Source organism: Humibacillus xanthopallidus, from assembly GCF_044793955.1.
In the GTDB taxonomy this organism is placed as follows: Bacteria; Actinomycetota; Actinomycetes; order Actinomycetales; family Dermatophilaceae; genus Humibacillus; species Humibacillus xanthopallidus_C.
This window is the reverse complement of sequence record NZ_CP084995.1, coordinates 2,912,335-2,928,658: the sequence shown is the minus strand read 5'-3', so window position 1 is coordinate 2,928,658 and position 16,324 is coordinate 2,912,335. Positions and strand designations below refer to the sequence as shown.

At 71.5% G+C, this 16,324-nt stretch carries 16 protein-coding genes; 8 read left to right on the top strand and 8 right to left on the bottom strand.

Translation table 11 applies throughout. From position 1 onward, the window contains the following. The first annotated feature begins 27 nt into the window (after window positions 1–27). From uxaC to LG278_RS13070, 4 genes are read left to right on the top strand one after another with little or no spacing between them, the layout of a single operon-like run. A complete protein-coding gene (gene uxaC, locus LG278_RS13085) occupies window positions 28–1,455 on the top strand; it encodes a glucuronate isomerase (RefSeq protein WP_404387473.1) in 1,428 nt (475 codons plus the stop codon). After that, window positions 1,452–2,900, top strand: coding sequence for a mannitol dehydrogenase family protein (locus LG278_RS13080; RefSeq protein WP_404387471.1), 1,449 nt, complete (start codon window positions 1,452–1,454; stop codon window positions 2,898–2,900). The genes uxaC and LG278_RS13080 overlap by 4 nt, the downstream gene beginning before the upstream one ends. Next, entirely contained in the window at window positions 2,897–4,531 is a 1,635-nt protein-coding gene (locus LG278_RS13075) for a gluconokinase (protein WP_404387469.1), read from the top strand. Before LG278_RS13080 ends, LG278_RS13075 begins: the two co-directional genes overlap by 4 nt. A 48-nt stretch (window positions 4,532–4,579) precedes the next feature. After that, window positions 4,580–6,061: a glycoside-pentoside-hexuronide (GPH):cation symporter gene (locus tag LG278_RS13070; RefSeq protein ID WP_404387467.1), complete on the top strand. Its 1,482-nt coding sequence runs from the start codon at window positions 4,580–4,582 to the stop codon at window positions 6,059–6,061. Window positions 6,062–6,143: 82 nt separating this feature from the next. Here the strand turns inward: LG278_RS13070 and LG278_RS13065 are convergent, their stop codons facing one another. After that, complete coding sequence (locus tag LG278_RS13065) at window positions 6,144–6,962, bottom strand: maleylpyruvate isomerase family mycothiol-dependent enzyme (RefSeq protein WP_404387465.1); 819 nt, start codon at window positions 6,960–6,962, stop codon at window positions 6,144–6,146. A 14-nt stretch (window positions 6,963–6,976) separates the two neighbouring features. Next, window positions 6,977–7,624 (bottom strand): alpha-ketoglutarate-dependent dioxygenase AlkB, encoded by a 648-nt coding sequence (locus LG278_RS13060; RefSeq protein WP_404387464.1) that lies wholly within the window; start codon window positions 7,622–7,624, stop codon window positions 6,977–6,979. Between the two features lie 124 nt (window positions 7,625–7,748). Here LG278_RS13060 and recO point away from each other — a divergent pair, with 124 nt between their 5' ends. Beyond that, window positions 7,749–8,477: a DNA repair protein RecO gene (gene recO / locus LG278_RS13055; protein ID WP_404387463.1), complete on the top strand. Its 729-nt coding sequence runs from the start codon at window positions 7,749–7,751 to the stop codon at window positions 8,475–8,477. A gap of 37 nt (window positions 8,478–8,514) precedes the next feature. Then, a complete protein-coding gene (locus LG278_RS13050; RefSeq protein WP_404393643.1) occupies window positions 8,515–9,297 on the top strand; it encodes an isoprenyl transferase in 783 nt (260 codons plus the stop codon). A 118-nt stretch (window positions 9,298–9,415) separates the two neighbouring features. Here LG278_RS13050 and LG278_RS13045 read toward each other — a convergent pair whose 3' ends face one another. Genes LG278_RS13045 through LG278_RS13025 form a run of 5 tightly spaced genes read right to left on the bottom strand, consistent with a single transcriptional unit; the run spans window position 9,416 to window position 12,998 of the window. Then, window positions 9,416–9,820 carry a Fur family transcriptional regulator gene (locus LG278_RS13045; protein ID WP_404387462.1) on the bottom strand — a complete coding sequence of 135 codons (405 nt, stop codon included), beginning with the start codon at window positions 9,818–9,820 and terminating at the stop codon, window positions 9,416–9,418. After that, on the bottom strand, window positions 9,817–10,854 hold the full coding sequence (locus LG278_RS13040; RefSeq protein ID WP_404387461.1) for a metal ABC transporter permease: 1,038 nt from the start codon (window positions 10,852–10,854) through the stop codon (window positions 9,817–9,819). The genes LG278_RS13045 and LG278_RS13040 overlap by 4 nt, the downstream gene beginning before the upstream one ends. Continuing rightward, window positions 10,851–11,702: a metal ABC transporter ATP-binding protein gene (locus LG278_RS13035; RefSeq protein WP_404387460.1), complete on the bottom strand. Its 852-nt coding sequence runs from the start codon at window positions 11,700–11,702 to the stop codon at window positions 10,851–10,853. Before LG278_RS13035 ends, LG278_RS13040 begins: the two co-directional genes overlap by 4 nt. Beyond that, window positions 11,699–12,670, bottom strand: coding sequence for a metal ABC transporter substrate-binding protein (locus LG278_RS13030; protein ID WP_404387458.1), 972 nt, complete (start codon window positions 12,668–12,670; stop codon window positions 11,699–11,701). Before LG278_RS13030 ends, LG278_RS13035 begins: the two co-directional genes overlap by 4 nt. A 46-nt stretch (window positions 12,671–12,716) precedes the next feature. Next, complete coding sequence (locus tag LG278_RS13025) at window positions 12,717–12,998, bottom strand: DUF6703 family protein (RefSeq protein WP_404387456.1); 282 nt, start codon at window positions 12,996–12,998, stop codon at window positions 12,717–12,719. An 85-nt stretch (window positions 12,999–13,083) separates the two neighbouring features. Between LG278_RS13025 and LG278_RS13020 the strand changes: the two genes are divergently transcribed. Then, on the top strand, window positions 13,084–14,478 hold the full coding sequence (locus tag LG278_RS13020) for a glycine--tRNA ligase (RefSeq protein ID WP_404387455.1): 1,395 nt from the start codon (window positions 13,084–13,086) through the stop codon (window positions 14,476–14,478). Between the two features lie 230 nt (window positions 14,479–14,708). Here the strand turns inward: LG278_RS13020 and LG278_RS13015 are convergent, their stop codons facing one another. After that, window positions 14,709–15,551: a sulfurtransferase gene (locus LG278_RS13015; protein WP_404387453.1), complete on the bottom strand. Its 843-nt coding sequence runs from the start codon at window positions 15,549–15,551 to the stop codon at window positions 14,709–14,711. Window positions 15,552–15,576: 25 nt separating this feature from the next. Here LG278_RS13015 and LG278_RS13010 point away from each other — a divergent pair, with 25 nt between their 5' ends. Continuing rightward, complete coding sequence (locus tag LG278_RS13010) at window positions 15,577–16,287, top strand: alpha/beta fold hydrolase (RefSeq protein ID WP_404387452.1); 711 nt, start codon at window positions 15,577–15,579, stop codon at window positions 16,285–16,287. Window positions 16,288–16,324 lie beyond the last annotated feature (37 nt).

Here is a 16,324-nt window from a genome sequence, read left to right as displayed (position 1 = left end):
CGCGCGCCGGGGTCGACGATGGGACGCATGACGACTCTCGCAGCCACCCGGCACCTCGCCCTCGACCCCGACCGGCTCCTGCCGGTGGAGCCTCGCACCCGCGAGATCGCGCGCCGGCTCTACGGAGCCGTCGCGCAGCTGCCGATCGTCTCGCCCCACGGGCACGTCCCGCCCCGGTGGCTGGCCGACGACGTGCCCTTCTCGGACCCGACGAGCCTGCTCGTCGCCCCCGACCACTACGTCTTCCGCCTGCTCAACGCGCAGGGCGTCTCGCTCGCCGACCTCGGTGTCGGTGGCCGGCCGCTCACCGCCGACGAGTCGCGGCGCGCCTGGCGGTTGCTCGCCGAACACTGGCCGGCCTTCCGGGGGACGCCCAGCCGCTTCTGGATGGACAGCGTGCTCGCCGACGTCTTCGGCGTCACCGAGCGACTCGCGCCCGAGAGCGCCGACGCGATCTACGACCGCATCGCCGAGGCCATCGCCGCCCCGGACTTCCGGCCGCGTGCACTCATGGACCGCTTCGGCATCGAGGTCCTCGCGACGACGGACGACCCGGTGGACGACCTCCACGACCACCGGATCCTGCGCGACGACCCCGGCTTCGGCCCCCGCGTCGTCCCGACGTTCCGCCCGGACCGCTACCTCGAGCCGGGCCGCGCCGACTTCCGCGACCTCATGACCGACCTGGCCCGGGCGAGCTCGGTCGACACCGGCAGCTACGCCGGCTACCTCGCCGCGCTCGAGGACCGCCGCCGCTTCTTCAAGGCCAACGGTGCCGTGTCGAGCGACCACAGCCACGCCGACGTCGTCACCCTCAGCCTCGACCCCAAGGAGGCCGCCCGCATCTACGACGCGGCCCTGCGCGGCGTCGTGTGCCCGCGGGAGGCCACCGCCTTCCGCCGCCACATGCTCGTCGAGATGGCGCGCATGGCGACGGAGGACGGGCTCGTCATGACCCTGCACCCCGGCGTGCACCGCAACCACCACACACCGACCCTGGAGCGCTTCGGGCCCGACAGCGGACACGACATCCCGACCGGCGTCGAGTTCACCCGCGGCCTCCAGCCCCTGCTCGACCGCTTCGGCACCGCCAACGGCTTCCACCTCATCCTCTTCACCCTCGACGAGACGGTGTTCTCCCGCGAGATCGCGCCGCTCGCCGGCTTCTACCCCAGCGTGTATGCCGGGGCGCCGTGGTGGTTCCTCGACGCGCCCGAGGCGGTCCGGCGCTACCGCGGTGCGGTCACCGAGACGGCCGGCTTCTACCGCACGTCCGGCTTCATCGACGACACGCGGGCCTTCCTGTCGATCCCCGCCCGGCACGACATGTCGCGCCGCCTCGACAGCGGCTACCTCGCGCAGCTCGTCGCCGAGCACCGGCTCGACGAGGACGAGGCGCTCGAGACCGCCGTCGACCTCGTGACGACGATCCCCCGGAAGGCGTTCAAGCTGTGACCACCGACCAGACCACGGGGTATGCCGCCCGGCTCGCTCCCGGAGGCGACCTCCCATCCAGCAGCGCGGGCCTTCGCCGCCTCGGCCGCACCACCGACGGGCGCTCGGCCGCGCCCGTGCGGATCGTCCACCTCGGCGTCGGCAACTTCTTCCGGGCGCACGCCGCCTGGTACACCGAGCACGCGAGCGACGCGGACGAGTGGGGCATCGCGGCCTTCACGGGACGCTCCCCGGCCATTGCCGAGAGCCTCGCGAGGCAGGACGGGCTCTACACGCTCCTCGTCCGCGGGCCGGGTGGTGCCCGCCCCGAGGCCATCTCGAGCCTCAGCGCGGTGCACGCCGCCGATGACCTGGACGCGCTGCGCGACTACCTCTCCCGGCCGGAGGTCGCGGTCGTGACGAGCACGGTCACCGAGGCCGGCTACTGCCGCGACGCGTCGGGTGGGCTGGACCTGGGAGCGGCCGACGTCTGCTCGGACGTCGCGGCCCTCCGCGCCGACCCGCAGCACGGTGTGGTCACGACGACGCCGGGCAGGCTCGTGGCCGGGCTGCTCGCGCGCCGGGAATCAGGCGCGGGCCCCCTCTCGCTCGTCCCCAACGACAACGTGCCCGACAACGGCGCGATGGTCGCAGGCGTCGTCGGTGACCTCGCGGCCCTCGTCGACACCTCCCTGCCCGCCTGGATCGACGCGAACGTGTCGTTCGTGACGACGATGGTCGACCGCATCACGCCGCGGTCGACCGACGAGGACCGGGCCGAGGTGGCCCGACAGACAGGCATCGACGACCCCGACACGGTGCCGACGGAGCCGTTCTCGGAGTGGGTGCTCGCCGGGTCGTTCCCCGCGGGCCGACCCGCCTGGGACTCCGCGGGCGCGACGTTCGTCGACGACGTGCGACCCTTCGAGACGCGAAAGCTGTGGCTGCTCAACGGTTCCCACTCCCTCATGGCGTATGCCGGGTCGATCCTCGGGCATGAGACCGTGGCGGAGGCGATCGCCGACCCCGTCGTCAGGTCGTGGGTCGAGCAGTGGTGGGATGCAGCGGCGCCGCACCTCGACCTACCTGCCGCCGATGTCGTGGACTACCGCCGAGCGCTGCTGGACCGCTACGGCAACCCGCACATCCGCCACCTCCTCGCCCAGATCGCGGCCGACGGGTCGCAGAAGGTGCCGATCCGGGCGCTGCCGGTGCTGCTGGCCGAGCTCGAGGAGGGGCGGGTGGCAGCCGGTGCGACACGCATCGTGGCGGCCTGGGTGGCCCATCTCCGCGGTCACGGCGCCCCCGTGACCGACGCCGCTGCGGACGAGGTCACCTCGCTCGCGCAGGGCGAGCCCAGCGCTGCCGTGCGCGCCGTGCTCGAGCACCTGGGAGTCCGGTCCGAGCAGGTCGCCTCTGCCGTCGAGGCGCAGCTCGCCGACCTGCTCGCCCGGGAGCGCAGATGACCGCCACCCCAGTCGTCATCGGACTCGACATCGGCACGACGGCCGCCAAGGTCGTCGCCTTCGAGGTCGCCGGGGAGCCGACCGGGAGACGGTGGAGCGCCGAGCACGAGTACCCGCTCGTCCGACCGCGGTCCGGCTGGCGTGTGCAGGACCCCGCCGCCGTGCTCGAGGCGACGCTGTCGTCTCTCGCCGACGTCGTGCAGGCCCTCGACGGGGCCCCCGTGCTCGCCCTCTCTGTCAGCACGGCGATGCACGGTCTCATCGGTCTCGACGACGACCTGCAGCCCGTCACCCCGATCGTGACGTGGGCCGACGCGCGCGCCCGCGACGTCGCCCGCGAGCTGCGGTCCGGGCCGCTGGCCCTCGAGCTCCAGGGTCGCACCGGCACCCCGGTCCACTCGATGTCGCCGTTGACGAAGCTGCGGTGGTTTGCGCAGCACGAGCCCGAGCTCACGCGCTCCGCCCGCGCCTGGGTGGGGCTCAAGGACCTCGTCCTGCAGGCCCTCACCGGCCGGTTGGTCACCGAGCTGTCGTCCGCGAGCGGCACCGGCCTGCTCTCCATCCTCGACCGCACGTGGGACCCCGAGGCCATCGAGATCGCCGGCATCCGTCGCTCGCAGCTGCCCGACGTCCTGCCGACGACGGCGACGCTGCCGCTCTCGCCGGCGGCTGCACGCCGGGTCGGGTTGCCGTCCGGGACCCCCGTCGTCCTCGGCGCCGGCGACGGGCCCCTGGGCAACCTCGGCACCGGAGCCATCCGACCGGGTGTCGCCGGGCTGTCGCTCGGCACGAGCGGCGCCCTGCGCCTCGTCGTCGACGGCCCCCGCCGCGACCCCTCCGGACGCCTCTTCTGCTACGCCCTGACGGACGACACCTGGGTCGTCGGCACCCCCATCAGCAACGGTGGGGCGGTCGTGCGCTGGGCCGGCTCGGTCTTCGCCGCCGAGCGGCCCGACACCCCGAGGGAGTATGCCGCCCCGCCGGTCGACGATGCTCACGTCCTGGCGCTCGCCGCCGCGATCGAGCCCGGCAGCGACGGTCTCGTCATGCTGCCCTTCCTGCTCGCCGAGCGCGGACCGCTGTGGGACGCCGACGTGCGCGGAGCCTTCCTCGGACTGCGCCAGCACCACACCCGAGGGCACTTCGTCCGGGCTGCGGTCGAGGGCGTCGCCTTCCAGCTCGCGACCGTCCTCGACGGTCTCGAGAGCGTCCAACCCGTCTCGTCCATCCGGGCCACGGGTGGGGTCTTCCGCAGTGCGCTCTGGCGGGAGGTCCTCGCCGGCGTGCTCGGCAGACCGCTCACGGTCACCGCGGGTGCCGAAGGGTCCGCCCTCGGCGCGGCCGCGCTCGGGCTCTATGCGGTCGGCGCGCGAGACTCCCTGGCCACAGCCCTGTCCGCCCTGGCGCCCGACCTGCTCGAGCCGCACCAGGACGAGACCCTCGTGGCGTCGCCGACGACGGCGGCGGCATACGACCTCGCCCGTGTGTCGGCAGCCCAGCGGCTGCGCGACCTGGCGGCGGCGGCAGACCTGCTGGCCGGGCCGCGTCGCCGCGTGGAGGGCAACCACCGGCAACCCTCCGGCAACAAGCGGCAACTCGTTGTCAGCAAGGCTCCGTCAGGCCTTCACTAGAGCAACGCATCAACCGAGATGTCTTGGCCCACAAAGGAGTTCGGCCCCATGAGCACCATCACCAAGGAGCAGCTCGCTCAGTCGTTCGTCGACGAGCGCCTCCCGAAGCGCTCGATCGTCGGCTACGGCTTCGGCGACTTCGCCAACAACCTGGCATTCACGCTGAGCACCGCGTTCCTGCTCTACTACTACACCGACGTCGCGGGCCTCTCCGCCGCCGCGGTGGCGACGATGTTCTTCGTCGTCCGGCTCTGGGACGCCTTCGCCGACATCTTCGCCGGCCGCCTCGTGGACCGGACCATGACGCGGATGGGCAAGTTCCGTCCGTTCATCCTCTTCGGTGCCGTGCCGCTGCTCTTCCTCAGCTTCCTGACCTTCCACGTGCCGAGCTCGCTCGACGACGGCGCCAAGCTGCTCTACGCCTACGTGACCTACGCGGCCCTCGGCCTGCTCTACTCGCTCGTCAACATCCCCTACGGCTCCCTCGCCTCGGCGATGACCCAGTCGGTCAAGGAGCGCGCCAAGCTCGTGTCGTCCCGCTTCTTCGGCGGAGCGGTCGGCGGCATCGTCCTCACCTACATCATCGCCCCCAAGATCTCGGCCCTGAAGGGCGAGAAGCAGACCCTGACCTCCGCGCAGTACCAGGAGAAGGTGCAGGCGATCTTCACCCAGACGACGCTGCTCTTCATCGTCATCGGCTCGCTGGCCTACCTCGTCACCTGGTACTTCTGCCGCGAGCAGGTCGTCCGCACGACGCCCCGGGTATCGGTCCGCGAGACGTGGGACACCCTGCGCGGCAACAAGCCGCTCGGCTACCTCTGTGCGGCCAGCTTCTTCTACCTCATCGGCCTCTTCGCCGTCGGTGGTGCCTCCGCCTACTACGCCCAGTACGTCATGGGTGACATCAAGTGGCTCGGCCCGATCACCCTCGTCAACAGCGGCATCTCCATCGTCGCAGCGCCCTTCATCCCCAAGCTCGTCGACCGCTTCGGCAAGAAGGCGCTCTTCCAGTGGTGTGGAGTGTTCACGGTGGTGGGCGGCGTCGCGCTCTTCTTCACCCCGACCGGTGCGGCCGCCCCGGCCCTGATCTTCCTCGGCATCAAGGGAATCGGCGCTGCCCTCATCAACACGGTGATGTTCGGTCTCGAGGCCGACACCGTCGAGTACGGCGAGTGGAAGTCCGGCAAGCGTTCCGAGGGCGCGACCTACGCGGTCTTCTCCTTCACCCGCAAGATCACCCAGTCGATCGGTGGTGCCGTGGGCGCCGCAGCGCTGGCCTTCGGCGGCTACCTGTCCGCCTCGTCGTCGGTGCCCAACCCGGTCCAGCCCGAGTCCGCCCTCGACGCGATCCGCTTCACCATCGGGCTGCTGCCGGCGATCGTCGCGCTCATCGCCATGCTGATCTTCTGGAAGTACCCCCTCACCGACGACCGGTTCCGCGAGGTCCGCAACGAGACGGAGTTCCGCAAGCGTCAGCAGGGCCACCTGATCGCCCCCGACGGCCACGTCATCGACACGCCGAAGATCTGACCGGACGCGCACGGCGCCGGGTGCACCCGCAGGGGGTGCGCCCGGCGCCGTTGCCGTCCGGCGCCGTCGCACGCCGGTGGGGTCAGTCGATGGAGTCGGTGAGCACGGCATCGACCGCGGCCAGCGCCCCGGCGTCGCCGTCGCGCACGACCTCTGCGTCGGTCGGGCGGTTCCACAGCCAGCAGTCGAGGTCTGCCGCCGAGCCGCAGATCTCAGCTGTCGACCTGTCGTCGGGGCCGTCGGCCACGAGGAAGCGCCGCAGGTCGAGCTCCCTGCCCTCGTGGCTGCCGGTGACCCGGACCGGGGTCACGGTCCAGGCGTGCATCGCGTCGACGGTGACGATCGTGACCGACGGCGAGACGGTCTCGTGCGTCAGGCCGGGCTCCGGCTCGTAGCCGCGCATGATCCGCAGGGCCTCGTCGATGCCGTCGGCTGCCAGCCGGCAGTCGAGCGGCGTGCGGTCGCCGACGGTCAGCTCGGCGTCGAGGCGGTGGATGAGCGCCTCATGGGCCTGGCGCCGCGCGATGTAGCCGGCCGTGTGCTCGTCGGCCCACATCCACAGCTCGGTCGCGGGGTCGAGCGACGCGAGTGCCATCTGGAGCGTGCTGCTGGAGCGGTCGAAGTGCTCGAGCAGGCCGGCCCGGTCGACCGGCCGCTCGACCCGTCGCCCGTCGAGCTCGTCGACCTCGGCCTGGGTGGTGAGGCGCGCCGCGGCGATCTCACCCCAGAACCACTGCACCTCGGCGAGGTGCCAGAGCAGGTCGTCGGCGTCCCAGTCGGGGCAGGTCGGCACCCGTAGCACGGAGGGTGCCTCTGCGAGCACCGCCCGGAAGCGCGCGGACTCGCTCGCGAGGTGGTCGAGGAACGGGGGAGCGGCGAGGTCGGACGGGCCGGACGGCATACGGGGGGTCTCCTTCAGCGGACTCCGGACACACGGAACTGCACGGAGATGCGCGGGCCCACGGCATCGGACGTCTTGGGGATCGCGTGGTCCCACGTCCGCTGGCAGGAGCCGCCCATCACGACGAGGTCACCATGGGCGAGCGGGAAGCGCAAGGCCTTGTGCGTCGTGCCGGGGATGGCACCACCGTCGCGCGGGCGCAGCGCGAGGGTGCGCGGAGAGCCGAGCGACAGGATCGCGATCATCGTGTCGCTGTCGCGCGAGCGGCCGATGCGGTCGCCGTGCCAGGCGACGCTGTCGCGGCCGTCGCGATAGAGACAGAGGCCGGCGGTGACGAACGGCTCGCCGAGCTCGTCGGCATAGTGCGCTGACAGGGCGTCGCGGGCTGCGACGAGCATGGGGTGCGGCAGCCGCTCGCCCGCGGCATAGAACTTCGTGAGCCGGGGCACGTCGACGACGGAGTCGTACATCTGCCGGCGCTCGGCGTGCCACGGCACCTCGTGCAGCAGCGCGCTGAAGAGCTCGTCGCCCGCGGCCAGCCAGTCGGGTCGCACGTCGACCCAGGCGCCGTGGGCGAGACCGTGGCGCCGGGCGGCACCGAGGTCGCGCAGGCTCATCTCGTCGGTGAGGTCGAGCAACGACCCCTGCAGGGTGAGGTCCATGCAGCCCACGATAGCCCATGGGTCGAACGGGTGTTCGACTGAGAGCCTCGGGGGAGCGAGCAGATGTCGGGGGCTCGGCGCGTGCGGTGACGCCCTGCAGCCCGCGCGGGGGAGAATGGGCACCATGCCGCTCTACCGCGACGAGGCGATCGTCCTGCGCACCCACAAGCTGGGCGAGGCCGACCGCATCATCACGATGCTGACCCGCACCCGCGGGCGGGTGCGGGCGGTCGCCAAGGGGGTGCGCCGCACGAAGTCGCGCTTCGGCTCGCGGCTCGAGCCCGGCATGGTCATCGACGTGCAGTGCTACGAGGGGCGCAACCTCGACACCGTCACCCAGGTCGAGACCCTCGCGCCCTACGGCGACGCGATCGCGCGTGACTACGCCGCCTACACGTGCGCGACCTCGATGCTCGAGACGGCCCTGCAGCTCACCGAGGAGCACGAGCCCCAGACGCAGCAGTACCTCCTGCTCGCCGGCGCCCTCCGCTCGCTGGCCGAGCACAGCCACGACCCCGGGCTCGTGCTCGACGCCTACCTGCTCCGCTCGCTCGCCGTGGCGGGGTGGGCGCCGAGCTTCGTCGACTGCGCACGGTGCGGCGCGCCCGGTCCCCACCGGGCGTTCAACGTGCAGGCCGGCGGCGCCGTGTGCTCCGTATGCCGTCCGCCGGGCTCGAGCGCGCCCGCCCCCGAGACATTTGAGCTCCTTGCGTCACTGCTGACCGGTGACTGGGACCTCGCCGACGCGAGCGACGAGCGGCATCGACGCCAGGGCAACGGCCTCGTCTCCGCCTTCCTCCAATGGCACATCGAGCGAGGTCTGCGTTCGCTTCGCCTCGTCGAGCGTGCCTGAGCCGCAAGCGAACCCGATGCCGATCGACCGGAGCCCCATGTACGCCAAGCCCTTCCCGCACCCCTCGGGGGCGACGCCGCCCGCGATCGCCGTCGACCTGCTGCCCCAGCATGTGGCGATCGTGATGGACGGCAACGGCCGCTGGGCCAACCAGCGCGGGCTGCCGAGGACCAAGGGCCACGAGGCGGGTGAGGCGTCGCTGCTCGACGTCGTCGCCGGGGCGATCGAGGTGGGGGTGACGCACCTGTCCGCCTATGCGTTCTCCACCGAGAACTGGCGACGGTCGCCCGACGAGGTGCGCTTCCTCATGGGCTTCAACCGCGACGTCATCCGCCGCCGGCGCGACCAGCTGCACGAGTGGGGAGTGCGGATGCGCTGGGTCGGCCGCGCGCCTCGCCTGTGGCGATCGGTCATCAAGGAGCTCGAGGTCGCCCAGGACCTGACCCAGCACAACACCGGGCTGACGCTCTACTTCTGCGTCAACTACGGCGGGCGGGCCGAGATCGCCGATGCCGTGCAGCGCATCGCCCACGACGTCAAGGCCGGCCGACTCCGTCCGGGCTCCGTCGACGAGAAGACGATCAAGCGCTATCTCGACGAGCCGACGATGCCCGACGTCGACCTCTTCGTGCGCAGCTCGGGCGAGCAGCGCACGAGCAACTTCCTGCTGTGGCAGTCGGCCTACGCCGAGATGGTCTTCCAGAACCGGCTCTGGCCCGACTACGACCGGCGCGACCTCTGGGCCGCGATCGAGGACTACGTCGACCGCGACCGCCGCTACGGCGGCGCCGTCGACACCCCCGACCCCGTCACCCCCTGATCGAAAGAGCAATCCGCGCGCACCCCCGGCTCGATCGAAAGAGCAGTTCGTCCGCGTCCCAGCGGTCCGCGCGGTCCCCACGCGCGGGGACGAACTGCTCTCTCGATCGGGGGTGGGGTCAGGGGGTGCAGTCGGCGCAGGTGCCGAAAATCTCGATCGTGTGGGTGACGTCGCTGAAGCCGTGGTCGCCGGCGACCTTGTCGGCCCACTTCTCGACGGCGGGCCCCTCGACCTCGACCGTCTTGCCACAGGCCCGGCACACGAGGTGATGGTGGTGGTGCGTGGAGCAGGCGCGATAGACGGCCTCGCCGTCGTCGGTGCGCAGCACGTCGACCGTGCCGGCCTCGACCATCGACTGGAGGGTGCGATAGACCGTCGCGAGACCGACACCCTCACCTGCCTCGCGCAGCCGGGCATGCACCGTCTGCGCCGACGTGAAGTCGTCGGAGCGCTCGAGCAGCTCGGCCACTGCGGCCTGCTGGCGCGTCGGACGGCGGCTCGCCGGGCTCGTCGTGTCGCTCATCGTGTCGTTCCTGTCGTCGCGCTCGTCGCGCTCGTCGCGCTCGCGCTCTCCTGATCGGATGGCCCGGCCCCGTGCCCGTGCTCGTCGTAGTGGCTCTCGTGAGCAGCGTGCAGGTGGCCGTCGTGGACGTAGTCGACGTGGTCGCCGTGCGGGATCGCCTCGTGCCCGCACTCGACGCCGTGCTCGTGGGGGTGCACCTCGGCCACGTCGTGACGCCGCCGGGAGACGTGGGTGCGCAGCGTCGCGACGACTGCCGTGATGATGAAGAGGCCCACGGCGAGGAGCACGATGGTGCCGCCCGAGGGGGTGTTGAGCGGGTAGGACAGGGCCACGCCACCGACGGAGGACACGAGGCCGAAGGCGATGGCCCAGCGCAGGGCGCCGCTGAACGACCGCGCGATGAGCTGGCTCGCGGCGTTGGGCACGATCATCAGCGCGCTGATGAGCAGCAACCCCACGACCCGCATCGCCACGACGACGGTTGTCGCGGTCAGCACGGCGAGCACGATGTTGAGCGGCAGCACCGGGATGCCGACCGCCCGGGCGTACTCCTCGTCGTTGGCGACGGCGAAGAGCCGTGGCCGCAGGGCCCAGGTCGTCGCGGCGATGAGCACCGCGAGCCCGGCGAAGAGGTAGAGGTCCGAGGAGGTCGTCGTGAGGATCGAGCCGAAGAGGTACTTCATCAGGTTCGCCGGCGTGCCCTCGGGCGACTTGCTGATGATGACGACACCCGCCGCGATGCCGCCGTAGAAGATGACGGCCAGCGCGACGTCGCCGTTGGTGCGCCCCCGTGTGCGCAGCAGCTCGATCACCACGGCGGCGGCGACGGCGGCGACGAGGGCGGTCCACACGGGCGCCACCCCGGTGACGAGGCCGATCGCGACACCGGCGAGGGCGACGTGGCCCATGCCGTCACCGATGAGGGAGAGCCGTCGCTGGACGAGGAAGATGCCGACCATCGGTGCGACGGTGCCGACGAGCAGCGCCGCGATGAGTGCGCGCTGCATGAAGTCGATGGAGAGCAGCTCGGTCATGGGCGACCCCCGTCGTGTCGCACGTCGAGCGGTCCGAGCGTGACACCGCTCGGCTGCGGGTGCAGCTCGTCGTCGTGGTGGTGGCTGTCGTGGTCGTGGTGCACGGTGTGGCGCTGGGCGGCATACCGCTCCGGGGTGCCGTCGAAGCGGATGCGACCGCCGTCGATGACGACGATGCGGGTGAGCAGCCGCTCCAGGGCGCCGAGCTCGTGGGTGACGATGACCATCGTGACCGCGCGCTCGACGAGCCGCTCGAGCACCTCGGCGAGGACGTGCTGGTTGGCGGCGTCGACGCCTGCAGTCGGCTCGTCCATGATCAGCACGTCGGGCTGGGCGGCGAGCGCGCGGGCGATGAGGACCCGGCGCTGCTGACCGCCGGAGAGCGTGCTGACCTCGGTGGCCGCGCGGTCGGCGAGGCCCACGAGGTCGAGCGCGCGCGCCACGATCTGCCGGTCGGTCGCGCGCAGGCGTCCGAGCCACCCGATGCGGGGGAGCCGGCCGGTGGCGACGATCTCCTCCGCCGTGGCCCGCACCGAGGTCGAGAGGGTATGCCGTTGGGGGACGTAGCCGAGCCGGGCGCGGTCGCGCAGCTCGTCGCCGGGCACCCCGAAGAGCGTCAGGCTGCCGTCGGTGCGCTCGTTGAGGCCGAGGATGCCCTTCATGAGGGTCGACTTGCCCGAGCCGTTCGGGCCGACGACGGCGACGATCTCGCCGCGGCGCACCGTCAGCGTGGCGTCGGTGACGGTGGGCCGCTCGCCGTAGCCGAAGGAGGCCCGACGCAGGTCGATGACGACGTCGGAGTCATCGGCGGAGGCGCCGGTGTCGAGGGGGGAGCGGGCAGCGCTCACGAGCACCCGAGTCCCTGCTGGAGGGCGGTCAGGTTGCTGCGCATGACCTCAAAATAGTCCTTGCCGGCCGACTCGGTGGTGATGCCCTCGATCGGGTCGAGCGTCGAGAGCTTCGCACCGGTCGACGTCGCGACGGTCTGGGCGAACTTCGGCTCGACGAGCGTCTCCTGGAAGATCGTCGTCACGCCCTCGTTGCGCACGACGTCCGAGATCTCCTTGAGGCCGGCGGCGCTCGGCTCGGCCTCGGGGGAGACGCCGCTGATGCCGTGCTGCTCGAGCCCGTAGCGCTGGGCGAGGTAGCCGAACGCGGCGTGGCTCGTCACGAGGACCGTGGAGTTGCACGACGCGAGGCCCTGCTTGAACTCGTCGTCGAGGGCGGTGAGCTTGGCGGCGAAGGCCTCGGCGTTGGCCGTGTAGGTGGCGGCCTTGGCCGGGTCGTCCGTGGCGAGGCGCGTGGCGATGGCCTTGGCGACCGCTGCATAGCGCTGCGGGTCGAGCCAGAAGTGCGGGTCGCTGCTCGAGTGCTCGGCGTGCTCCTCCTCGGACTCGCCGCTGTGGTCGTGGCCGTCCTCCGTGGCGGTGAGCGTCAGTGAGGCGGAGTCGGCGACGTCGAGCACGCGGCTCGGGTCGACCTGGGCCATGGCCTCGTCGACGGCCGGCTGGAAGCCGTCCGCATAGATGACGAGGCGGGCCTTCGTGAGGCCGGCGACGTCCTGCGGTGCCAGCTCCAGGTCGTGCGGCTCGGCGCCGGGCTTGGTGAGCGCGGTGACCGGCAGGTCGGAGCCGGTGATCTGCTGCGTGACGAACTGGATCGGATAGAAGGAGGTCACGACCGCCCCCTCGGAGGCGGTGCCACCCGATGCTCCGGACCCGGAGTCGGTGCCGCAGGCGGCAGCCGAGAGCACGAGAGCGCCCGTGGCCCCGAGGGCGGTCATCGTGGTCAGGGCGCGACGAGATGCGGAGATCATGATGACAATCATTCTCGTGTTGAGAATGATTGTCAAAACCGTCGTGTCAGGCGGGCACGATCCGGACGATGGCGACAGCGAGGGCCAGCACGAGCACCGCGGTGCGCATCAGTCGCTCGGGCAGGGTCAGTCGCTGCCACGTGAGGAAGAGCAGCCAGCCGACGAAGAGCGACACCACGAGGAAGGCGATGCCGGCCCACGGCCGCGGGGCGAAGATGCCGACCGCGAGCAGCGCGACGAGGGCGCCGATCGCGACGGGGCGCGGCACGGCGCGAAGCCGCTCCACCCAGGGGTAGGACGCGTGCTCGACTCGGGAACGAAAGCTCATGGCCACGTCACGAGCGTAGGGGACGTCGCGGCATACCCCGGACGGGTGGCAAACCCAGCGGCGCGGGCCCGATAACCTGTGCGGCATGGCCAAGCAGACATCCACCGTGGACACCGTCGTCAGCCTCTGCAAGCGCAGGGGCTTCGTCTTCCCGAGCGGTGAGATCTACGGAGGCACGCGGTCTGCGTGGGACTACGGCCCCCTCGGCGTCGAGCTCAAGGAGAACATCCGCCGGCAGTGGTGGAAGGCGATGGTCACGAGCCGCGACGACGTCGTCGGTCTCGACTCCTCGATCATCCTGCCCCGCGAGACGTGGGTGGCCTCGGGCCACGTCGGCACCTTCACCGACCCGCTCGTCGAGTGCCTCAACTGCCACAAGCGACGTCGCCAGGACCACCTGCAGGAGGGGCTCGCCGCCAAGAAGGGCATCGACGACCCGGACTCGATCGAGATGTCCGAGATCGTGTGCCCCGACTGCGGCACGAAGGGTCAGTGGACCCCGCCGCGCGAGTTCAACATGATGCTGCGCACGCACCTCGGCGTCATCGAGGACGAGTCGGGCCTGCACTACCTGCGCCCCGAGACGGCCCAGGGCATCTTCATCAACTTCAACAACGTCATGCAGGCCTCGCGCAAGAAGCCGCCGTTCGGAATCGCCCAGACCGGCAAGAGCTTCCGCAACGAGATCACCCCCGGCAACTTCATCTTCCGCACGCGTGAGTTCGAGCAGATGGAGATGGAGTTCTTCGTCAAGCCCGGCGAGGACGACCAGTGGCACCAGTACTGGCTCGACGAGCGCACCCGCTGGTACGTCGACCTCGGCATCAACCCCGACAACCTGCGCCACTACGAGCACGCCCCCGAGAAGCTCTCGCACTACTCCAAGCGCACCGTCGACATCGAGTACCGCTTCAACTTCGCGGGCTCGGAGTGGGGCGAGCTCGAGGGCATCGCCAACCGCACCGACTTCGACCTCGGCACGCACTCGAAGCACTCGGGCACCGACCTCGTCTACTTCGACCAGACGACCGGCGAGAAGTACACCCCCTACGTCATCGAGCCCGCAGCCGGCCTGTCGCGCTCGCTCATGACCTTCCTCGTCGACGCCTACAGCGAGGACGAGGCGCCCAACACCAAGGGCGGCGTCGACAAGCGCGTCGTGCTGCGCCTCGACCCGCGACTGTCGCCCGTCAAGGCCGCCGTGCTGCCGCTGTCGCGCAACGCCGACCTCTCGCCCAAGGCGCGCGACCTCGCCGCCGCGCTGCGTCGCCACTGGAACATCGACTTCGACGACGCCGGCGCCATCGGCAAGCGCTACCGCCGTCAGGACGAGATCGGCACGCCCTTCTGCATCACGGTCGACTTCGACACCCTCGAGGACCAGGCGGTGACGATCCGCGAGCGTGACTCGATGGCGCAGGAGCGCATCGCGCTCGACCAGGTCGAGGGGTATCTCGCGCAGCGCCTCGTCGGCTGCTGAGCCCGCAGCACCAACCACCACCACGCCGTATGCCGTCCGCCTCCTCAGGCGGGCGGCATTGGTGCGTCCGGGGGCAAGGCTGATCGACAGAGCAATCCGTCTCGTGAGCGCGGACCGCGCGGCGCCCAGGAGACGACGGACTGCTCTTCCGATCAGGTCGAGCGCGGCCCTGACCCACCCGAGCCAGACTCACATCCTGCTCCGCTGGGCGGAGCAGGATGCGGGCGCCCTCACCCCGGTTCGTGGCCCGTGGCGACGGGACGGGACGGGTCTCGGATCCACTCGCTCCAGGAGCCGGCGTAGAGGGCTCCCTCGACCCCCAGCTCGGCCAGCGCCAGCAGGTGGTGAGCAGCGGTGACCCCCGAGCCGCAGTAGACGCCCACCGCGCCGACGCGGTCGCCCCGCACCGCAGCCCAGTGCGCAGCCAGGTCGCGCCGGAAGCTCCCGTCCTCGGCCAGCCAGGCGGTCGTCGGGCTGTTGACCGCGCCCGGCACGTGACCGGCGACGGGGTCGATCGGCTCGGTCTCACCTACGTAGCGCTCGGCGGCCCGCGCGTCGAGCAACAGCCCGTCGCGGGCCAGGCGCGCGGCACCGTCGGCGTCGAGCGTCGGGAGCTGTCCGGGTGTCACCTCGACGTCGCCGTGCCGGTCGCCCTCCCTGTCGCCCGGGATCTCGGTCGAGACGGGGAGACCGGCGGCCAGCCACGCGGCATACCCGCCGTCGAGCACGCGCACGTCGTCGATGCCGAGCCAGCGCAGCACCCACCAGGCCCGCGCGGCGGCATACGACTCCTTGCCGTCATAGGCGACGACGCGGCTGCGCGGAGTGATGCCCGCCCGTCGCAGAACCGCTTGCACGACAAGGGGATCCGGCAAGGGGTGCCGACCGCCGGCCCCCGCTGGCGCAGCGAGCTCGGTGTCGAGGTCGACGAAGAAGGCGCCCGGCACGTGGCCCGCCTCGTAGTCGTCGCGCCCGGCAGAGGTGTTGGCCGTCGTGAGGGCCCAGCGGACGTCGAGCACGACGACGTCGTCGATCTCCTGGGCGAGCTCGGCCGCGCTGATGAGGTGCGTCACCCGGTCATCGTGGCATCCTCGCGGGGTGGAGGTGCACCTGGTCCTCGTCCACGGTTCCCGACTGGCGAGCTCGCAGTGGGCGCCGCAGATCCCCCTGCTGCGCGACCACGTCGGCCTGACCCTCGTCGACCTGCCGGGGCACGGCAGCCGCGCGGGCGAGGAGTTCACGCTGGACCGTTGCGTCGAGGTCATCGACGAGTCGCTGCCCACGGGCGTCCCTGTCGTCCTCGTCGGGCACTCGCTCGGCGGCTACGCCGCGATGGCGTATGCCGCCCGGCGGGGTGACGCGCTCAGCGGCCTCGTGCTTGCGGACGCCTCCGCCACCCCGACCGGCCCGGGTGCGGCGGTCTATCGCGGAGTGGCGGCGCTCACCGATCGCCTGGGACCCGAGCGGATGACCCGGGTCAACGACCGGGTGCTGCGGCGGCTCTACCCACCCGAGCGCATCGAGCCGGTCATCGCCGGTGGCTATGACTTCGCCCCGACACCCGCTGCGTGGCGCGAGGTCATGACGCATTGCCGACCCGCGATGCTGCACGCGGTGGCGTGCCCGGTGCTGCTGCTCAACGGGCAGTTCGACCAGTTCCGGGTCGGCACCCGGGCCTTCGTGCGGGCCTGCCCCCACGCCCGCGTCGAGATCATCCGCCGCGCGGGCCACCTGTCCAACCTCGACCAGCCGCAGGCCTTCGCCGACGCCGTGCTGCGCTTCGCGGCGCAGGTGGCGGCCCGGCCGTGACGTCTGGGAGAAGTCTGTGAAAACCCGGTGAGCGCGC